Genomic DNA, 18,441 nt, shown 5'->3' with positions numbered 1-18,441 from the left:
GCTTCACGATCTTGGGTCAAAGGCATCACGCAATGCCTCGCCGATAAACACCAGCAGCGAGAGGATCAGCGCCAGGGTGAAGAAGGCCGTCAATCCCAGCCAGGGCGCCTGCAGGTTCTGCTTGCCCTGGCCGATCAGCTCGCCCAGGGAGGCGCTGCCGGCGGGCATGCCGAAGCCGAGGAAGTCCAGGGCGGTGAGGGTCGAGATGGCACCGGTGAGAATGAACGGCAGGTAGCTCAGGGTGGCGTTCATGGCATTGGGCAGGATGTGTCGCAGGATCACCTTGCGGTCGGTCAGGCCCAGGGCCCGAGCGGCCTTGACGTACTCCAGGTTGCGTCCGCGCAGGAACTCGGCGCGCACCACGTCCACCAGGGCCAGCCAGGAGAACAGCGCCATGATCCCCAGCAGCCACCAGAAGTTCGGTTCGACAAACCCCGAAAGGATAATCAGCAGGTACAGCACCGGCAGCCCCGACCAGACCTCCAGCAGGCGTTGGCCGAGCAGGTCGACCCAGCCGCCGTAGTAGCCTTGCAGGGCGCCGGCGGCGATGCCGATCAGGGCGCTGATGGCGGTCAGGGCCAGGGCGAACAGGATCGATACACGGGCGCCGTAGATCACTCGCGCGGCCACGTCCCGGGCCTGGTCGTCGGTGCCCAGCCAGTTCACCGCGGTGGGCGGGCTGGGGGCTGGGCGACTCAGGTCGTAATTGGGGGTGTCCTCGCTGAAGGGAATGGGCGGGAACAGCAGCCAGCCGCCGTCCTTGCGGATCAGTTGCTGCACGTAGTCGCTGCGGTAGTCGGCCTGGAACGGCAACTGGCCGCCGAATTCCTGCTCGGTGTAGCGCTTGAACACCGGGAAGTACAGCGAGCCCTGGTAGCTGACCACCAGCGGCTTGTCGTTGGCGATCAGCTCGCCGCCCAGGGTGAGGATGAACAGGCCGATGAACAGCCACAGCGACCACCAGCCACGGCGGTTTTTCTTGAAACGGTCGAAGCGCCGGCGCGCCAGGGGGGAAAGCGTGAACATCAGGCGTTCCTCGCGGCGAAGTCGATACGCGGGTCGACCAGGGTGTAGCACAGGTCGCCGATGAGTTTTATCAGGAGGCCGAACAGAGTGAAGATGAACAGCGAGCCGAACACCACCGGGTAGTCCCGGGACACGGCGGCCTCGTAGCTCATGCGCCCCAGGCCGTCGAGGGAGAAGATCACTTCGATCAGCAGGGAGCCGGCGAAGAACACGCTGATAAAGGCCTGGGGAATCCCCGAGACCACCAGCAGCATGGCGTTGCGGAACACATGCCCATACAGCACCCGGCGCTCGCTCAGGCCTTTGGCCCGGGCGGTGACCACGTACTGGCGGGTGATCTCGTTGAGGAAGGAGTTCTTGGTGAGGATGGTCAGGGTGGCAAAGCCGCCGATCACCAGGGAGCTGACCGGCAGCACCAGGTGCCAGAAGTAGTCGGCGATCTTGCCCAGGGTGCTCAGTTGCTCGAAGTTGTCCGAGACCAGGCCGCGCACCGGGAACCAGTTCAGCGAAGTGCCGCCGGCGAACAGCACGATCAGGAACATGGCGAACAGGAAGGCCGGCATGGCGTAGCCGATGATGATCGCGGTGCTGCTCCAGATATCGAAATGGCTGCCGTGGTGCACCGCTTTGCGGATCCCCAGGGGGATCGACACCAGGTAGGTGATCAGGGTGGCCCAGAGGCCCAGGGAAATGGTCACCGGCATCTTTTCCAGGATCAGGTCGGTGACCGTGGCGCCGCGGAAGAAGCTCTTGCCGAAGTCCAGTTGGGCGTAGTTCTTGAGCATCAGCCAGAGGCGCTCGGGGGCCGGCTTGTCGAAGCCGTATTGCTTCTCGATGTCCTCGATCAGCTTGGGATCCAGGCCGCGGCTGGCCCGGGAGCCGCTGGCGCTCATGGCGTCGGCGGAACCGCCGACGGCGCCGCCACCGCCGATGCCTTGCAGGCGGGCGATGGCCTGTTCCACCGGGCCGCCGGGGGCGGCCTGGACGATGACGAAGTTCACCAGAAGAATGATCAGCAGGGTCGGGATGATCAGCAGCAGGCGCCGCACAATGTAGCCCAGCATCAGTGGCGTCCTCCGGGTTTGCCACGGCGGATCAGCTCGGCGGCCATTTGTTCATCGGTCAGTGCGGTGCCGCTGACTTCCCACCAGCTCTCGATGGCTTCGTCGTTGCTCGCCGGCACCTTGGGAATGCCGAAGCGGTTCCACCATACGGTGGAGGTGCCCGGCGGGTAGTAGTTGGCAATCCAGTAGTAGTTCCACTGCAGGACCCGGTCCAGAGCGTGGGCGTAGCGCAGCATTTCCGGCTGGCTGGTGGCCTTCACCAGGCCGTTGACCAGGGTGTCCACCGCCGGGTTCTTGAGCACCATGTAGTTGTTGGAACCGGGGTCGTTGGCCGAGGCCGAGCCGAAATAGTTGTACAGTTCCAGGCCTGGCGAGGTGGTCACCGGGTAGCCGGTGACGATCATGTCGTAGTCCCGAGCCATCAGCCGGTTGACGTACTGCGAGGAGTCGATGCGACGGATGTTCAGGTTGATGCCGATCTGCGCCAGGTTGCGCTTGTAGGGCAGCAGCAGGCGTTCGATGGAACTCTGGGTGATCAGGAAGGTGAAGCTCAGGGGCTCGCCCTCGGCATTCACCAGCTTGTCGCCTTCGGGTTTCCAGCCCGCCTGCTCCAGCAGTGCCAGGGCTTGCAGCTGTTTGTCGCGAATGTTGCCGCTGCCATCGGTTTTCGGGGCTTCGAAGACCTGGGTGAAGACTTCGTCGGGGATCTGCCCGCGCAGGGGTTCGAGGATCTTCAGTTCTTCGGCGTCCGGCAGGCTGCGGGCGGCCAGTGGGGTGTTGGAGAAAAAGCTCTGCTGGCGGATGTACAGGTCGCGCATCATCTGCCGGTTGCTCCATTCGAAATCCCAGAGCATGGCCAGGGCCTGGCGTACCCGCCGGTCCTGGAACATCGGTCGGTCAAGGTTGAACACATAACCCTGGGCCGGTTGCGGCGCGGCCTGGGCCAGGTGGGCCTTTTGCAGGCGGCCATCCTTGAGGGCCGGGCTGTCGTAGCCGATGGAGTAGCCGGTGGCGGAGAACTCGCGGTTGTAGTCGTAGGCGCCGCCGCGCAGCACCTGGCGGGCGACGTCGATGTCGCCGAAGTACTCGACGCTGAAATGATCGAAGTTGTACAGGCCGCGACTCACCGGCAGGTCCTTGCCCCACCAGTCGGGATTGCGGGCGAAGGTGATGCTGTTGCCCGAGTCGACCTTGCTCACCCGGTAGGGGCCGCTGCCCAGGGGGGCTTCATAACCGCCGCCGCCAGCAAAGTCGCGACTCTTCCACCAGTGTTCGGGGAACACCGGCAGGGTCGCGATATCCAGCGGCAGGGTGCGGTTCTCGTTGCTCTTGAAGTCGAAGCGCACCACTCGCGGCGACTCCACGGTGACGCCTTTGACGTCGTCGAACTGGGTGCGGTAGCGCATGCTGCCACGGGTCATCAGCAGGTCGTAGCTGTAGCGCACGTCTTCGGCTGTGATCGGTGTGTTATCGGCGAAGCGCGCCTTGGGGTTGAGGTAGAAGCGCAGCCACAGGCCATCGTCGGCGCGTTCCATTTTCTCGGCCACCAGGCCGTAGACGGTGTAGGGCTCGTCCAGGGAACGCTGGGCCAGGGGCGAATAGACCAGGCCGTCGAGCTGGGACACGCCGATGCCTTTGTCGATGTAGGGCAGGACGTGGTCGAAGCGGCCGATCTCGATCGCCGAGCGGCGCAGGGTCCCGCCTTTCGGGGCCTGGGGGTTGACGTAGTCGAAGTGGCTGAAGCCCTGGGGGTACTTGGCCGGTTCGCCGTAGACGGTCATGGCGTGCTGCGGTGCGGCCTGGGTACTTGCGGCGCCCAGCAACAGGGCGATGAGAAACACAGAGGAAGAAAGCAGTCGCATTGTCAGCCTTAGGAGCCGGGTGATCGATGACCACGATTTGTACGCTAGCGGCGCGTTGCTGGCCAGTTGCATGCTGTATCACAAGCACAACGGCCCACCAGAGGGCGGGCCGTTGGCAGGGCAAATCGCGAGCGAATCAGTCCTGACGGCTGGTGACTTCCAGCAGGTGATAACCGAACTGGGTCTTCACTGGACCTTGCACGACATTGATCGGCGCGCTGAACACCACGGTATCGAACTCCTTGACCATCTGGCCCGGGCCGAAGGAGCCCAGGTTGCCGCCGTCACGGCTGGACGGGCAGGTGGAGTTCTTTTTCGCCACTTCGGCGAAGTCGGCGCCGGCTTCGATCTCGGCTTTGAGTTCGTTGCACTTGGCTTCGCTGGCAACCAGGATGTGACGGGCAGAGGCTTTGGCCATGGATGTTGCTCCTTTCAAGAAAGTTGAGAGCCTACCGGAATATGTAGCCGTTTTCTTCTCAAAGTTCCTTCAAGCCATTGCCGCCGGGCGGTTGCGCGGGGATGGGGGGCTAGTCCCGTAGGAGCCGGCTTGCCGGCGAAGAGGTCCTTGGAGGAGACGGTGCTCTTGAGGACGCCTTCGCTGGCAAGCCAGCTCCTACGGGGGCGCTAGTGCTCAGGCGGGGACGGCTGCGGCCTTGTGCGCGCGCTGCAGTTGCTGGGCGGCATTGCGCAACAGTTGCTCGGTGGCGTTCCAGCCCAGGCAGCCGTCGGTCACCGAGACGCCGTAGCGCAGGTTGTCGCTCAGGGGCTGGCAGCCTTCGAACAGGTGGCTTTCCAGCATCACGCCCATCAGTGATGTATTGCCCTGCAGGCGCTGTTCCAGCACCTCGTTAAATACCGCCGGCTGGCGCAACGGGTCTTTGCCGCTGTTGGCGTGGCTGCAATCGACCATGATCCGCGCCGGGATCTTCAGTTTCTGCAGCTCCTGGCGCACCTGGGCCACGCTCTGGCGGTCGTAGTTCGGCCCGCGATGGCCACCGCGCAGTACTAGGTGGGTGTCGGGGTTGCCCGGGGTCTGGATGATTGCCGGGTGGCCCTGGCTGTCGACGCCGAAGTGGCGGTGCGGATGAGCCGCCGAGCGCATGGCGTCACAGGCGATGGCGACGCCGCCGTCGGTACCGTTCTTGAAGCCCACGGGCATTTCCAGGCCACTGGCCATCTCGCGGTGGATCTGCGATTCGGTGGTGCGCGCACCAATCGCGACCCAGCTCAGCAGGTCGTCGAAGTAACCGGCGGCCATGGGCTGCAGCAGTTCGGTGGCAATCGGCAGGCCCAGGCGCAGCATGTGGCGCATCAGTTCCCGGGACAGGGTCAGGCCGCCGGCCATGTCGTCGCTGCCGTCCAGGTCCGGGTCGTAGGCCAGGCCTTTCCAACCCACGGTGGTGCGGGGCTTTTCGACGTAGGCGCGCATCACCAGGAGCATCTGGTCGCTCACCTCTTCGGCCAGGTGGGCCAGGTTGGCGGCGTATTCCAGGGCCGATTGCGGGTCATGGATGGAGCAGGGACCGACCACTACCAGCAGGCGCTGGTCGCGGCCTTCGAGAATGGCGCGTACCGCCTGGCGGTGGGTGGCGACTTGCTGGCTCAGGGCCAGGGATAGCGGCAATTGCTGCTTGAGCTCCAGGGAGCTGGGCAGGCGCCGGGTCAGGGTTTCATTGGCGCTGACGTGGGCGGACAGGGGCAGAGCGGATACGGACGAGTTCATGTGCGGTCTTCCTGGGCGGGCGGCGGGTGGTTTCCCCGCACGCGGCCCTACTGGGGTGTTCGACAATTGGCCGTACTGGCCATAAGTGTGCAATTGCCACCGGTAGGTGACCGATCGGAGGCGGCAGGCTGTCCCGAACGGAGGCTGCTAAATCGCCAGGCGCTAAACATGTCGTAACGGTAATAGGTGGAGTAGTTCATGGGGCAATCCTCAAATAAGTTCGGTGTGTTGCTGAAAGTCGTGGTGAAAAACGTCAAGCCTGAAAAAACAAAACCCCCGGTCGGGAGGCCGACCGGGGGTTGAGATTTCTCTGGTAGGCGACCCGTGAAGTTGGGCGCCGGTTGGGTATCAGGCGCGCCAGTGGCTAAACCAATACCCAAAATAAAAGCTCACCGGAGCCTTGTCGCCGTTGACCCAGGCAGCCGCAACCGAGCGCAGGGCGCTGGCGGTGTGGCGATGCAGGGAAAGGGTCTGGGACAACATGGGGTTTCTCCGTGAAGTGGGGCGAGCTTACTAGAGGCCGGGGCCGGGATTCAATCAGTAATTTCTATGGCGGTTTGGCGTGGGAGGCTATGGATTAAGCCTGCAGGGGATTTATGCCACACTCGCACTTCCCGCCAGATTGCCCTTATCAAGGAATGCGCATGTCCGATTTGACCCTCGCTGTCGCCCAGTCGGTGTCCGTTGCCGGCGACTTGCCGGCCAATATGGCCCGTCATCAGCAAATGATGCGTGAAGCGGCGGCGAAGGGCGTGCAATTGCTGGTGTTTCCCGAGCTGTCGTTGACCGGCTACGAACCGCAACTGGCGGCCGAGTTGGCCCTGGCGCCGGATTCGCCGACGCTGCAGCCGTTGCGTGACCTGGCTCGGGAACTGGGGCTGACAGCGGTGGTGGGGATGCCGGTTCGCCTCCAGCCTCAGGGGCCGGTGTTGATCGGAGCGCTGGTGCTGGGGGCTGACGGTTCCCTGGCGCTCTACAGCAAGCAGCATCTGCATGCGGGAGAGGAGCGCGCTTTTGTCGCAGGCCGCGGCGGTGAGCCCGTGGTGTTCGGCGAGGCAATCGTGGCCCTGGCGGTGTGCGCGGATTTTTGCCATGCCAGCCACGTACAGGCCGCGGTGACAGCGGGGGCTGAAATCTACGCAGCCGGGGTGCTGGTCAGCGAGGGAGGCTATGCCCAGGACAGTGCGCTGTTACAGGCTTATGCCCGTGAGCACGGCATTTTGGTGCTGATGGCCAACCATGGTGGCCCCAGCGGTGGCTGGGCCTGTGCCGGGCGCAGTGCCATCTGGGGCGTTTGCGGCGAGTTGCTGGGGGCGGTGGAGGGCACGGGGGAGGCGCTGCTGATCGCCCGGCGCAGCGCTGGCCAATGGCGGGTCGATGGAATGGCGAGCGCGAATCGATGAGCGCTTTCGAACTGCGTCCGGCGCTCGATCGCGACTTGGCATTCGCCCGGGACCTGACCCGTTCCACCATGCTGGGGTATTACATTCGCAATGACCTGCTGTGGCTTGACGAAGCCTTCGACGTGGCCTGGGCCGGCCGGGAAAATCTGCTGATTGGCCTGGGGGGCGAGGTGCTGGGCTTTGTCAGCCTGAGCCGGGATCAGCGGGCCCTGTATATCCGCGAGCTGCATGTGCTGGAAGCCTGGCGGGGAAAGGGAGCGGGGGCCTGGACGCTGGGCCGGGTGCTGCAAATGGCGGCCCAGGAACGGCGAGGATTGTTGCGCCTGACGGTGTTCAAGGGTAATCCGGCGCAACGCCTGTATGAACGGATGGGATTGCAGGTGGTGGGGGAGGACGACTGTTTCTGGCGCATGGAGCGCGCATCTGCCTTGCGTGTCGACGAAGCCTGCGATCCCGGCCCGGTCCTGTCCTAGGCATCCTGCTGCGCTGGATCCAGGGCTTGGCCTTCCTCGGCGATCACGCCGTCCTTCATTCCCAGCAGCACCGCGACCTTGTGGGCTTCGCCGCGCTTGCCTTTCTTGCGGCCAGCCAGCACCTGATAGGTAGTGGCTGGATCAACCCCGTGTTCGCGTGCGAACTGTTGAACCGATTTACCTTGATATTCCAGCCAGGCCTTGGCTTGTGCGGCGGTGCGGATACCGGGCATAGTTCGAAACCGTTCAGATTTGTTCAAGGCTGCAGGATGTAACACCCCTAGGGGGGTATCGAACAGGATCATACATCCAAATGGGTGGATCAGGTTCGTGGCCGAATGCAGGGAAAACACCCGGGTTCGGGGCAGGGAAGAAAGGTCCGCTGGACAGCGCGCGAACGTCAGCCATTCTTGTGCGAGGGGCGATTGGACCCTTATTGCATGCAGATGTTTTTTATATAGCGCTTGTGATTAGGTTTGTACGGCGCTTTTTTGCTAAGGTGTCCGGCAATCTATAAAGACCAAATCGCGAGGTGTCTGCTTGATTAGGGTGCTAGTAGTCGATGACCATGATCTCGTTCGTAAGGGCATTACACGAATGTTGGCTGACATCGATGGCCTGCAAGTAGTCGGGCAGGCGGAGTCCGGGGAAGAGTCCCTGATCAAGGCTCGGGAGCTGAAGCCGGATGTGGTGCTGATGGACGTCAAGATGCCTGGCATCGGCGGCCTTGAAGCCACGCGCAAACTGCTGCGCAGTCATCCGGATATCAAAGTCGTCGCGGTGACCGTCTGCGAGGAAGATCCGTTTCCGACCCGGTTGCTGCAGGCCGGAGCGGCGGGCTACCTGACCAAGGGTGCCGGCCTCAATGAAATGGTTCAGGCGATTCGCCTGGTATTTGCCGGCCAACGCTACATCAGCCCGCAGATCGCTCAGCAACTGGTGTTCAAATCATTCCAGCCGTCCAGTGATTCTCCGTTCGACGCCTTGTCCGAACGGGAGATCCAGATTGCCCTGATGATCGTCGGTTGCCAGAAGGTGCAGATCATCTCCGACAAACTGTGCCTGTCGCCGAAAACCGTGAACACCTACCGCTACCGTATCTTCGAGAAGCTCTCGATCAGCAGCGATGTCGAGTTGACGCTGTTGGCGGTTCGCCATGGCATGGTTGATGCCAGCCTCTGAAATGACCGACCTGTTTGATCCCAGCGCCTTTCTTTCTACCTGCAGTGGCCGTCCCGGTGTGTATCGCATGTTCGACAGCGATGCGCGCCTGCTCTACGTCGGCAAAGCCAAGAATCTGAAGAACCGCCTGTCGAGCTATTTCCGCAAGACCGGGCAGGCGCCCAAGACGGCTGCCCTGGTGGCGCGCATCGCGCAGATCGAAACCACCATCACCGCCAACGAAACCGAGGCGCTGCTGCTGGAGCAGACGCTGATCAAGGAATGGCGGCCGCCGTACAACATCCTGTTGCGCGACGATAAGTCCTATCCCTATGTGTTTCTGTCAGACGGCGACTTCCCGCGCTTCAGCATCCATCGTGGGGCCAAGAAGCAGAAGGGCAAGTACTTCGGCCCTTACCCCAGCGCCGGGGCCATTCGTGAAAGCCTGAGCCTGCTGCAGAAGACCTTCATGGTCCGCCAATGCGAGGACAGTTATTACAAGAACCGCACCCGGCCCTGCCTGCAGTATCAGATCAAGCGTTGCAAGGCGCCCTGTGTCGGCCTGGTGGAGCCCGAGGTCTACGCCGAAGACGTGCGTCACTCGGTGATGTTCCTCGAAGGCCGCAGCAATGCCCTGAGCGATGAGCTGTCCACGGCCATGGAAGCGGCTGCCGGCACCCTGGATTTTGAGAAGGCCGCCGAACTGCGGGACCAGATCTCCCTGCTGCGGCGGGTCCAGGACCAGCAGAGCATGGAAGGCGGTACCGGCGATGTGGATGTGGTGGCGGCGTTCGTCAACCCGGGAGGCGCCTGCGTGCACCTGATCAGCGTGCGCGGTGGGCGGGTGCTGGGCAGCAAGAACTTCTTTCCCCAGGTCGGCATCGAGGAGGAGGTGGCAGAGGTCATGTCGGCCTTCCTCAGTCAGTATTTCCTCAGCAGCCCCGAGCGCGACTTGCCAGCGGAGTTGATCGTCAATGTGGTGCACGAGGATTTTCCGACCCTGATCGCCGCCATCGAAGAGTTGCGTGGCCGTGAACTGACCATCAGCCATCGGGTGCGCGGTACCCGTGCCCGCTGGCAGCAGTTGGCGGTAACCAATGCCGAGCAGGCCCTGGGCGCGCGCCTGGCCAACCGGCAGCATGTGGCCGCGCGGTTCGACGCCCTGGCCGAAGTGCTGAACCTGGATGAGCCGCCGCAGCGCCTGGAGTGCTACGACATCAGCCATTCCAGCGGCGAGGCCACCGTGGCGTCCTGCGTGGTGTTTGGTCCGGAAGGGCCGTTGAAGTCCGATTACCGCCGCTACAACATCGAGGGCGTGACTGCCGGAGATGACTATGCCGCCATGCACCAGGCCCTGACCCGGCGCTTCAGCAAGCTCAAGGACGGCGAGGGCAAGCTGCCGGACATTCTCCTGGTGGACGGCGGCAAGGGGCAGTTGTCCATGGCCCGGGATGTGCTCAACGAGCTGGCGGTGCCGGACCTGATCCTGCTCGGCGTGGCCAAGGGGGCGACCCGCAAGGCCGGTTTCGAAACCCTGTACCTGAACGATGCAGCCCATGAATTCACCCTGAAGGGCGATTCGCCAGCGCTGCACCTGATCCAGCAAATCCGCGATGAGGCTCACCGCTTCGCGATCACCGGTCACCGTGCCCGACGCGGCAAGACCCGGCGCACCTCGACCCTGGAAGGGGTTGCGGGCGTGGGGCCCAAGCGTCGGCGTGACCTCCTTAAACATTTTGGTGGATTGCAGGAACTGTCCCGTGCCAGCATCGACGAAATAGCCAAAGCACCGGGAATCAGTAAAAAGCTCGCTGAGTTGATTTATGCAAGCCTGCACAGCGAGTAGAATGCCCAATCACCTCGTAGCCAGTTGTGCCGATGAATATCCCTAATCTGATCACCGTTCTACGCGTTCTGCTCATCCCGATTTTCATATTGCTGTTCTATTTGCCCTATAGCTGGAGCTACATGGCGGCCAGTTCAGTGTTTGCCTTCGCGGCCGCCACCGATTGGCTGGACGGCTACCTGGCGCGACGCCTGGAGCAGAGCACGCCCTTTGGTGCCTTCCTCGACCCGGTGGCCGACAAGCTGATGGTGGCCGTGGCCCTGGTGCTGCTGGTGCAAGAACACCACAACCTGTGGCTGACCTTGCCGGCCGCGGTGATCATCGGCCGTGAAATCGTCATCTCGGCCTTGCGCGAGTGGATGGCCGAGCTCGGCGCCCGTGCCCAGGTGGCGGTATCGAACATGGGCAAATGGAAAACCGCGGCGCAGATGCTGGCGCTGGTGATCCTGCTGGCCAACCCGTCGGATTTCAGCTTCTGGGTGCTGGTGGGTTACGCCTTGCTGTTGGCGGCAGCCGGCCTGACCTTGTGGTCGATGCTGCAGTATCTGCGTGCGGCCTGGCCTCACCTGAAAACCGACAACGAGAAAAAATAAGTTTTTTTGAATCAAAGGCTTGACGCGCATTCTGATTTCTATAGAATGCGCAACACCAAGACGTTGCGGGAATAGCTCAGTTGGTAGAGCACGACCTTGCCAAGGTCGGGGTCGCGAGTTCGAGTCTCGTTTCCCGCTCCAAATTTTGATCTACAGACTTCTACTGGGGTCTGTAGGTCATTGAAAAAAGGAGCTTCGGCTCCTTTTTTCATTCCAGCGAGTGCCACGGAAATCCACCCACAGCTACCGTTTTTGAGTGACCAAATAAGGCACAAGAATACGGGTGGGTCGGCTACCGGATAGTTGCTGGGGCTGAGCGGGAACCATGACGAGCATAGGGCCTAAGTCATTACTTAGGAGTCTCGAAATGGCGCTCTCTGATCTGACCGTCCGGCAGGCGAAGACCACCGGAAAACGCTACACCCTCTCCGACAACGACTGCCTGGGCCTGATGGTCTCAGCCGCAGGCGGCAAGTCATGGCAATTCCGCTACTACTGGCTGGGCAAGCAAAAGCGCCTGTGCCTAGGCGGCTATCCTGCCCTCAGCCTGCGTGAAGCCCGGACCGAGCGAGACAAGGCCCAGGCCCTGCTTGCCAGGGGGATCGATCCCCAGGTCGAGCGCGACCAGAAACGGCACGCGGCCAAGCTGGCAGGCGAATACACCTTCAAGACCGTCTTCGATGCTTGGGTCGAGCATCGCCGTAAGGAACTCAAGGAAGGCCGTCAGAGCACGCTTTCCCAGATCCTACGCATCTTTAACAAAGACGTGCTGCCCACTCTGGGGAAGATGTCGATCTATGACATTCGCCGCCCTCAGCTTCTGGGCGTCCTGGCGGCGATCGAGAAGCGCAAGGCGTTCACTACTGCGGAAAAGGTCCGCACCTGGTTCAACCAGATGTTCCGTTATGCCCTGGTCATCGCCGAGGGGCTGGAGGTCAACCCGGCCGCAGACCTGGACGTGGTAGCCGAACCCAAGCCCCCGGTAGCCCACAATCCCTACTTGCACCTGCCCGAGATGCCCGAGTTCCTCCAGAAGCTCCGGCTCTACAACCCCCGTGGCTGGCAGACCCAGCTTGGCGTCCGGCTGCTGTTCCTGACCGGGGTGCGCACCGGCGAACTGCGGTTGGCCGAACCCGAACAGTTCGACCTCGACCGCGGCTTGTGGATCATCCCACCGCAGATCGTCAAGCAGCTCCAGGATGAAATGCGCAAGGCAGGGAAGCGGCCGCAGGATGTGCCCCCCTATATCGTGCCGCTATCCCTGCAGGCCATCGAGATCGTGCGCTATCTTCTGGGGGTGATGCGGCCGGCGCAGAGGTACCTGCTGTCACACCGCAGCGAACTCAAGAAGCGCATCAGCGAGAACACTCTCAACAAGGCCGTGCAGCTCATGGGCTATGAGGGGCGCCTGACCGGCCACGGCATCCGCGGCACCATCTCGACGGCGCTCAACGAGATTGGCTACCCGAAGATTTGGGTGGACGCGCAGCTTTCCCATTCCGACCCCAACAAGGTGAGTTCGTCCTACAACCACGCCAAGTACGTTGAGCCGCGCCGTCGGATGATGCAGGACTGGGCCGATCGGCTCGACCTGCTCGAACAGGGCGAAGTGGAAGCCGCGAGCGCGCACCTGACCATCCGTATCGACGGAGTGCCGGCGATGGCGGAAGCGGAGGAAGCGGTGGAGACGGCCCCCACGGTGGCCGAGCCCACTCTCACCAGCGTCTCGCCCGTTGTAGCAACACCCATTGTCGTGACCTCGAATGGCGGCGGGATCACGTTCCAGCGGCTGTCTCAGGTGCCGCCGCCTCCGACGCATGCCCCAGAGCCGGAAGTGTCCGCGATCCAGCGCGAGCGCGAGGAAATGCTGACCATCTACGAGTCTCCAAGCAGCTTGCCGGTCCCGCTGTTCGGCAAGCTGGCCGGAAAGTCCAAGGACCAGATCAACCGCGAACTGAAAGCGGGCAAGTTGCTGTCCATCAGTTTGGGCAATCGGGGGCAGCGTGTTCCCGATTGGCAACTGGTGCCGCTCAAGCACAAGCTGGCCCAGGTGCTCATGAACCAGTGCCCGCACGCGGATTCGTGGGATCTGTACCGCATGCTGACCCAGCCGCACCCTGACCTGGGGGATCGCGCGGCCATTGATGCGGTCACGCCGACCAACGTGCCGGCAATCATCCGGGTCATCATGGGCGACTACCAGCACCATGCGGATATGCCCGAGGCCATTGCCCCGTACCCCATCCCCGAGGATGTGCGGCAAAGCGTTCGTCGGCTGGTGGATAGCGCAGTAGTTCTAGACGGAGCATAGGGCTCTCAAACCTTGCAGGGGCCTTGTGGCCCCTGCATTACGCTTGCACCGCCTCCACGAGTTCGCTCAGCGTGCGCGGTGCGGGAGCGAAGAACACGGCGCCGGTGTGCGCCGTCGAGAAATCGAGCAGGCGGTCGTGCATGCCTGGCGGATCGCCGAGGAACATGCGCTCCAGCATCTTCTGCGTCACCCACAGATGCCTGGAGTAGCCGATGAAGTAGGTGCCATATTCGCCCTGGCCGGGGCGGCCGAAGGGCATGTTGTCGCGCAGGATGTCGTGCTCGGTGCCGTCGTCGTCCACGATCGTGGCGAGGGTCTTGTGCGATTTCTGGCCGCTCGTCGCGTCGGGCAATTCGACATTGCTGACGATCTCCCGGCCGATGATCCGCTCTTGCTCGTCCTTGGCGAGCCGAGCCCACGGCTGCATTTGGTGCAGATACTTCTGCACCACCAAGTAGCTGCCGCCGGCGAACGCCTGATCTTCACTGCCGACCAGCGTCGAGGCGCCGATGTCGTGCCCGGTCGGGTTGGCCGTGCCATCGACAAAGCCAAGCAGGTCGCGGGAGTCGAAGTAGCGAAAACCGACCACCTCGTCGGCCACCGTCACGCTGCTGCCCAGTTGGTCCAGCAGCAGGCGCTCGAATTCAAAACAGAGGTCCTCACGTTCGGCACGGATGTGAAAGAACAGGTCGCCGGGCGTGGCAGGCGCGGTGTGCTTAGCACCCTCGATGGGCAGGAAGGGCCGTAGTTCCTTCGGGCGCTTCCCGGTCTGGAAACGGTCCCATAGCGCCGATCCCAGTGCAGTGATACACGACAGCCGGCCGTTGAGATCGCGGAAGCCCACCGTTTTGATCAGGTCGTCCAGCCCGTCCAAGACGCCGGCGACCACCTGAAGGGCCTCGTGGCCCTCGGCGACCGTCAACGTGAGAAACACCGCCGCGCGCGACAGCGGCGCATCGATGCTTTGCGAGTCAATTGGTACTCGGTCCCAACCACTTCCAACCATTCGTGCCTCCAAAGACCATGTTCATTCATCATATTGCCAGAGATGAAAGTGCTATCACTGGCGCGCTAACAGGCGCGTGCCGCTGTAACTACCCGCACGCAGCCTCGGCGAGAGCGGGCTATGGGTTGTTCGAGCAAGCCGCGCTGTCCCTGGCAACCAGCATTGCCCTGTGCTCGAACCGCTCAGAAACAACATTGGCTCGTCCGTGGGGCCGCTGCAGGTATGTCACGATCTCGTAGGGGCCGTCTGAAAGCGGTCGCATAGTGATCCCCCACGCATGGGCACGCTCAATGCGCGATTGCGCGGAGAGCCCCACTCCGTAGCCAGCGGTCACCCAAAGCGCCATCATCTCGAACGAAGTCACATGCTGAATGCTCTGCTGGCTCAACGGAAGAAAGGACAGTCGCTGATCCAGCAGTAGGCAAGTCTCCGCCGGCCAGCGAAACACCGGATAGTCCAGAAGCTCGGCAAGCGTGATCTTCGCCTGGGCAACTAAGGGGGACCCCAGCGGCACTGCAACAGCCACGTTCTCCACCCAGAGCGGTTGGCTTTTCACGGCCGGAGCACCAGCGTTCCGAAGCGACATTCCAGCGTCGTAGCGGCCTTCCTCAAGGCCCGTCAACAGATCATCGGCTGAGGTCTCAAAGAACGTGATGGTGACTTCTGGTTCCTCCGCGCGCTGTAGGGCAAGAAGCGTTGTGAGGCAAGAGGATGGCACTCCGGGCGCGATAGCAAGCCTGAAATGGGAAAACTGGCTGGTGGCGTCATGCATGAGGGCCCCCAATAAGCGATCTGTCCAGAAAGGCAAACCAGCGTTGCAGGAAAGAGTGAAGTTTAACGTCGTTATCTTTAACGTGGTTAATTGTGGCAGATTGTTTGACGCTTCTGCTAATGCAGAAATCAACAATTCAGCCAGGCCGTCCTTCTGGCACATCGACGTATGAATCCGAGTCGGCGTCAGCCTTCGGAAAGGCCGTGCGCGCTGCGCGCGTCGCTCAAGGAGTCGCGCAAGACGAGTTCGCATCTCGGGCAAGCATTTCGCGTTCTCACATGGGTAAGATCGAGCGTGGTGAGCACGTGCCCACGCTTCCGCTCATACTGAAAATTTCTACGGCACTTGGAATAAGCGCGGCTGACCTGATGACGGCGACCGAACGCAATCTGCGTGCCGACACTGATCCCTGAGTGTCTAGCCTGCCAGCTCCGTCAACCGTCCGAAGAGTCGCGAAGGCGAACGATAAAACGCTCCACCGAAGCCGATAAATTGCCGCCGTCGGGCCGAAGCAGGTAGGTGGTGATCACGGCGGAATCCATCGCCAAGGGGCGGATCACCACATCCGGCCGTTGGGAGATGGGAATCTTGGTCGCCGTCATAAAGCCGATGCCGTAGCCGGCGCCGACCAACGTGAGCATCATGTCTAGCGAGGACACTTCCTCGACAACATTCAGCTTGTGCTCCAACGTGTTGAGCAGCCGCTTGAGTTCGCGGCAATAGCCCTCGCATACCTGCGGGTCGCACAGGACAAGTGGATGGCCTTGAAGTTCTTGAAGTGGCACCTCCTTGTAGGTGAGCAATGAGTGACGAGCTGGCACCGCAATCACCAGCGGGTCATGCCAGATTGGTTCGGCAGCGATACCGTCGCCGACATCGGCCGTGTGCGCGAACCCGATCATGAAGTCGCCCGAACGCAAGCCACGCACTTGCTCTGCCAGAGGCACTTCTGACAAGCGTATTTCGATCTCCGGCTCCTCGGCGCGGCAACGAGCCAGAAATGCCGACAGCCGTGGATCGATAGCCCCATCTGATACAGCGATGCGCAGGCTACCGCGCAAGCCCGATGCCACAGCCTTGGCATTTTCACGAGCCTGTTCCAGCACTGTGAATAGACGGCGAACATCTTGCAAGAAGACCGCGCCCGCCGCCGTTAGAACTGTTCCTCGTCGGTTTCGGTCGAAGAGCACTACGCCCAACTCGTCCTCAAGTTCCTTGATGGCTCGTGATAGCGGTGGTTGTTCGATATGCAGGCGCTCAGCCGCCCGCGTGAAATGTAGCTCCTCAGCAAGAACTACGAAGCAGCGAAGATGGCGCAGCTCCATAGGCCACCCTCCCGTTCCGACTTATCCAACACTGTGCTATCTCCCTATAGAAGTGACTGCCATTCTGGCGGCGGCGAGTTCGGCCACATCATTGGAAACTTCTGGCTGAATGAGCCAGGGCTGGGTTGACCGTGCGATGGCCCGAGGCAGGCACAACACCAGGCGAGCCTGATCAAGTCCGTGGGGTGATAAGGATCAGACGAAGGCTATCTCCAGCCACGCACGTCAATGGATGCCGTGCATCGTCCCCGTCTGACCCTTGGCCGATTGCGAACCAAGCGCTTGAACACGCTTGCGGTTGATCATCACCTGCGGATTGCTGAGGCTCTGCTCCTGGTCCGAGCCAAGGCAAGTACCTTGGGGCAGACGGCAAATGCCGGCGAAAATATTCGCCGGCTCAAGTTGCTGCCCGGAGACTGGCGGGACCAGAATGCCTCTCACCAGAAAGTGTGAGACATCCTGATGCTTAGCCCGCGCCGGATGCTTAATGCCGCACTGAACCATGCGGGTCGATGACGTACTTGTATGCAGAACCCGCGTCGAACTCTTTGTACGCGGCGGGCGCGTCTTCGAGCTTGATGAATTTAGTGTTCATCATCGGCGAAAGGTAAGGCATGCGATCGTTCAGTATCGCCCGCATTAACGCGTGGTTGTAGTTGGCCGTCGGAGATTGACCAGCCGACATTCGCGGCGACTTGATCCAGGCGTTGGACCATTCCAGATCCATATGGCCTTTCTTGGCTTTCGGGTCTTTCGAGATCGGGTTTGCGCAGTACACACCGACCGTACTGGTCATTCCGCCGAAGCGGACATATTTGAGCATTGCGTTGGTAACAGCGCTCTCCACGATCTTGTCAGCCTCCGCGCCAAACCCGCGGCAGTCCACACCAACATAGTCGATGACGCGATCCACCTCCCTGTGCCCGGTAATGCGTTCGAGATGCTCCTCGATCGGCACGCCGTCGGAAAGGTTGATGGTTTCCACGCCGTGTGGCTTGAGAAGGTCCAGCCGCTCTTGAATGTAATCGGCAACGATGATGGCGCCTGCACCCAGAAGTCTGGCGCAGGCGGCACCCGCTCTGCCGACCGGCCCGGCACCGAAGATCAGGATGTTTTCGCCGACGACGTAGGCCGGTGCGGCTGGCCAGTCCGGGCCAGCGAACCCATGGAAAGCTGTGGGTAATACGTCAGAGAGAAGGGTCAGGTCGCGGATTTTTTCCATGGCGGCATCCTTGTCAGGGAAGCGAAGGAGATTGAAATCCGCATACGGTACGAAGAGATAATCACCTTGCCCCCCCGTCCAGCCACCGAGGTTGAACCCGTAGGCTCCGCAGTCGATTTCGGGGTTGGTGTTCTCGCATACATCGGAGCGCATATGCTTGCAGTTGTAGCAACGCCCACACCCCACATTGAAGGGAACGGAAACGATGTCGCCCTTCTTCACGACTTCGACGTCTGATCCCACTTCGATCACTTCGCCGGTCATTTCATGGCCCATGGTCATTCCCTTGGGAACAGCAAACGAACCGCGATAAATGTGAAGGTCGCTGCCACAGATATTTGTGGTAACTATTTTGAGGATAGCGCCATGGGGTGCGCTTTTCCCTTGAGGGGTTATCAGCTCTGGAAATTTGAAGGTGTTGACCTTCATTTCCAAGGGCTTCTCGAAAGTCACGATTCGGTTACCGGTCGGAGTCATTTCGTCACCTCTGTGCGTTAATGTTTCCATCTTCTAAATCGAAGTGGGAAACGAGACTTACCGCTGTCAAGAAGAACGATCGTGGTACTGCCTAGCCGTTGGCCGCGTCTCCTTCTGCGGTCTTGACAGCATCGGATCAAGCTCAGAAGTGGTCAAACTGGAATAATCTATGTGCAG

The 18,441-nt window shown here is 61.6% G+C and carries 18 protein-coding genes and 1 tRNA gene; 8 read left to right on the top strand and 11 right to left on the bottom strand.

Annotated elements, in window-relative coordinates; translation table 11 throughout:
• Positions 1-3: 3 nt before the first annotated feature.
• The 6 genes from ACZ5BO_RS21340 to ACZ5BO_RS21315 form a co-directional block, all read right to left on the bottom strand.
• A complete protein-coding gene (locus ACZ5BO_RS21340; RefSeq protein ID WP_025129790.1) occupies positions 4-1,026 on the bottom strand; it encodes an ABC transporter permease in 1,023 nt (340 codons plus the stop codon).
• Complete coding sequence (locus ACZ5BO_RS21335; RefSeq protein WP_025129791.1) at positions 1,026-2,090, bottom strand: microcin C ABC transporter permease YejB; 1,065 nt, start codon at positions 2,088-2,090, stop codon at positions 1,026-1,028. Before ACZ5BO_RS21335 ends, ACZ5BO_RS21340 begins: the two co-directional genes overlap by 1 nt.
• On the bottom strand, positions 2,090-3,952 hold the full coding sequence (locus ACZ5BO_RS21330; protein ID WP_025129792.1) for an extracellular solute-binding protein: 1,863 nt from the start codon (positions 3,950-3,952) through the stop codon (positions 2,090-2,092). Before ACZ5BO_RS21330 ends, ACZ5BO_RS21335 begins: the two co-directional genes overlap by 1 nt.
• Before the next feature lie 136 nt (positions 3,953-4,088).
• Positions 4,089-4,388: a peptidylprolyl isomerase gene (locus ACZ5BO_RS21325; protein WP_464696377.1), complete on the bottom strand. Its 300-nt coding sequence runs from the start codon at positions 4,386-4,388 to the stop codon at positions 4,089-4,091.
• Positions 4,389-4,583: 195 nt separating this feature from the next.
• Complete coding sequence (locus tag ACZ5BO_RS21320; RefSeq protein WP_025129795.1) at positions 4,584-5,675, bottom strand: 3-deoxy-7-phosphoheptulonate synthase; 1,092 nt, start codon at positions 5,673-5,675, stop codon at positions 4,584-4,586.
• Between the two features lie 348 nt (positions 5,676-6,023).
• The gene (locus tag ACZ5BO_RS21315; RefSeq protein WP_256244548.1) at positions 6,024-6,158 is read right to left on the bottom strand and encodes a hypothetical protein; all 135 of its coding nucleotides are present in this window, start codon (positions 6,156-6,158) and stop codon (positions 6,024-6,026) included.
• 161 nt (positions 6,159-6,319) lie between these two features.
• Here ACZ5BO_RS21315 and ACZ5BO_RS21310 point away from each other — a divergent pair, with 161 nt between their 5' ends.
• Both ACZ5BO_RS21310 and ACZ5BO_RS21305 read left to right on the top strand, forming a co-directional pair.
• Positions 6,320-7,078: a carbon-nitrogen hydrolase family protein gene (locus ACZ5BO_RS21310; RefSeq protein ID WP_464696376.1), complete on the top strand. Its 759-nt coding sequence runs from the start codon at positions 6,320-6,322 to the stop codon at positions 7,076-7,078.
• Positions 7,075-7,551: a GNAT family N-acetyltransferase gene (locus ACZ5BO_RS21305; protein ID WP_464696375.1), complete on the top strand. Its 477-nt coding sequence runs from the start codon at positions 7,075-7,077 to the stop codon at positions 7,549-7,551. Before ACZ5BO_RS21310 ends, ACZ5BO_RS21305 begins: the two co-directional genes overlap by 4 nt.
• Here ACZ5BO_RS21305 and ACZ5BO_RS21300 read toward each other — a convergent pair.
• Positions 7,548-7,784 (bottom strand): DNA-binding protein, encoded by a 237-nt coding sequence (locus tag ACZ5BO_RS21300; protein ID WP_025129798.1) that lies wholly within the window; start codon positions 7,782-7,784, stop codon positions 7,548-7,550. The genes ACZ5BO_RS21305 and ACZ5BO_RS21300 overlap by 4 nt on opposite strands.
• A 307-nt stretch (positions 7,785-8,091) precedes the next feature.
• Here ACZ5BO_RS21300 and gacA point away from each other — a divergent pair, with 307 nt between their 5' ends.
• The 5 genes from gacA to ACZ5BO_RS21275 all read left to right on the top strand — a co-directional run bounded on the left by gacA (position 8,092) and on the right by ACZ5BO_RS21275 (position 13,462).
• Positions 8,092-8,733, top strand: a complete 642-nt coding sequence (gacA, locus tag ACZ5BO_RS21295; RefSeq protein WP_464696374.1) for a response regulator transcription factor GacA — start codon at positions 8,092-8,094, stop codon at positions 8,731-8,733.
• A gap of 1 nt (position 8,734) precedes the next feature.
• A complete protein-coding gene (gene uvrC, locus ACZ5BO_RS21290) occupies positions 8,735-10,558 on the top strand; it encodes an excinuclease ABC subunit UvrC (RefSeq protein ID WP_025129800.1) in 1,824 nt (607 codons plus the stop codon).
• A 32-nt stretch (positions 10,559-10,590) separates the two neighbouring features.
• Entirely contained in the window at positions 10,591-11,151 is a 561-nt protein-coding gene (gene pgsA, locus ACZ5BO_RS21285) for a CDP-diacylglycerol--glycerol-3-phosphate 3-phosphatidyltransferase (protein ID WP_025129801.1), read from the top strand.
• Between the two features lie 65 nt (positions 11,152-11,216).
• Positions 11,217-11,292, top strand: a tRNA-Gly gene (locus tag ACZ5BO_RS21280).
• Positions 11,293-11,518: 226 nt separating this feature from the next.
• Positions 11,519-13,462, top strand: coding sequence for a tyrosine-type recombinase/integrase (locus tag ACZ5BO_RS21275; protein WP_023093402.1), 1,944 nt, complete (start codon positions 11,519-11,521; stop codon positions 13,460-13,462).
• A gap of 37 nt (positions 13,463-13,499) precedes the next feature.
• Here the strand turns inward: ACZ5BO_RS21275 and ACZ5BO_RS21270 are convergent, their stop codons facing one another.
• Positions 13,500-14,468 carry a Dyp-type peroxidase gene (locus tag ACZ5BO_RS21270; RefSeq protein WP_023093403.1) on the bottom strand — a complete coding sequence of 323 codons (969 nt, stop codon included), beginning with the start codon at positions 14,466-14,468 and terminating at the stop codon, positions 13,500-13,502.
• Positions 14,469-14,586: 118 nt separating this feature from the next.
• Positions 14,587-15,402, bottom strand: a complete 816-nt coding sequence (locus ACZ5BO_RS21265; RefSeq protein WP_023093404.1) for a substrate-binding domain-containing protein — start codon at positions 15,400-15,402, stop codon at positions 14,587-14,589.
• Here ACZ5BO_RS21265 and ACZ5BO_RS21260 point away from each other — a divergent pair.
• A complete protein-coding gene (locus ACZ5BO_RS21260; protein WP_071536335.1) occupies positions 15,360-15,653 on the top strand; it encodes a helix-turn-helix domain-containing protein in 294 nt (97 codons plus the stop codon). The two genes, ACZ5BO_RS21265 and ACZ5BO_RS21260, sit on opposite strands and share 43 nt — an antisense overlap.
• Positions 15,654-15,674: 21 nt before the next feature.
• Here ACZ5BO_RS21260 and ACZ5BO_RS21255 read toward each other — a convergent pair whose 3' ends face one another.
• Together ACZ5BO_RS21255 and ACZ5BO_RS21250 are read right to left on the bottom strand one after the other, a co-directional pair.
• The gene (locus ACZ5BO_RS21255; protein WP_023093405.1) at positions 15,675-16,565 is read right to left on the bottom strand and encodes a LysR family transcriptional regulator; all 891 of its coding nucleotides are present in this window, start codon (positions 16,563-16,565) and stop codon (positions 15,675-15,677) included.
• Between the two features lie 484 nt (positions 16,566-17,049).
• Positions 17,050-18,264 (bottom strand): glutathione-independent formaldehyde dehydrogenase, encoded by a 1,215-nt coding sequence (locus tag ACZ5BO_RS21250; RefSeq protein WP_023093406.1) that lies wholly within the window; start codon positions 18,262-18,264, stop codon positions 17,050-17,052.
• Positions 18,265-18,441: the final 177 nt, after the last annotated feature.

The sequence above is a fragment of the Pseudomonas sp. FFPRI_1 genome (assembly GCF_055384485.1).
The sequence above is the reverse complement of the archived record's forward strand: the minus strand, read 5'-3'. Positions and strand labels throughout refer to the sequence as shown.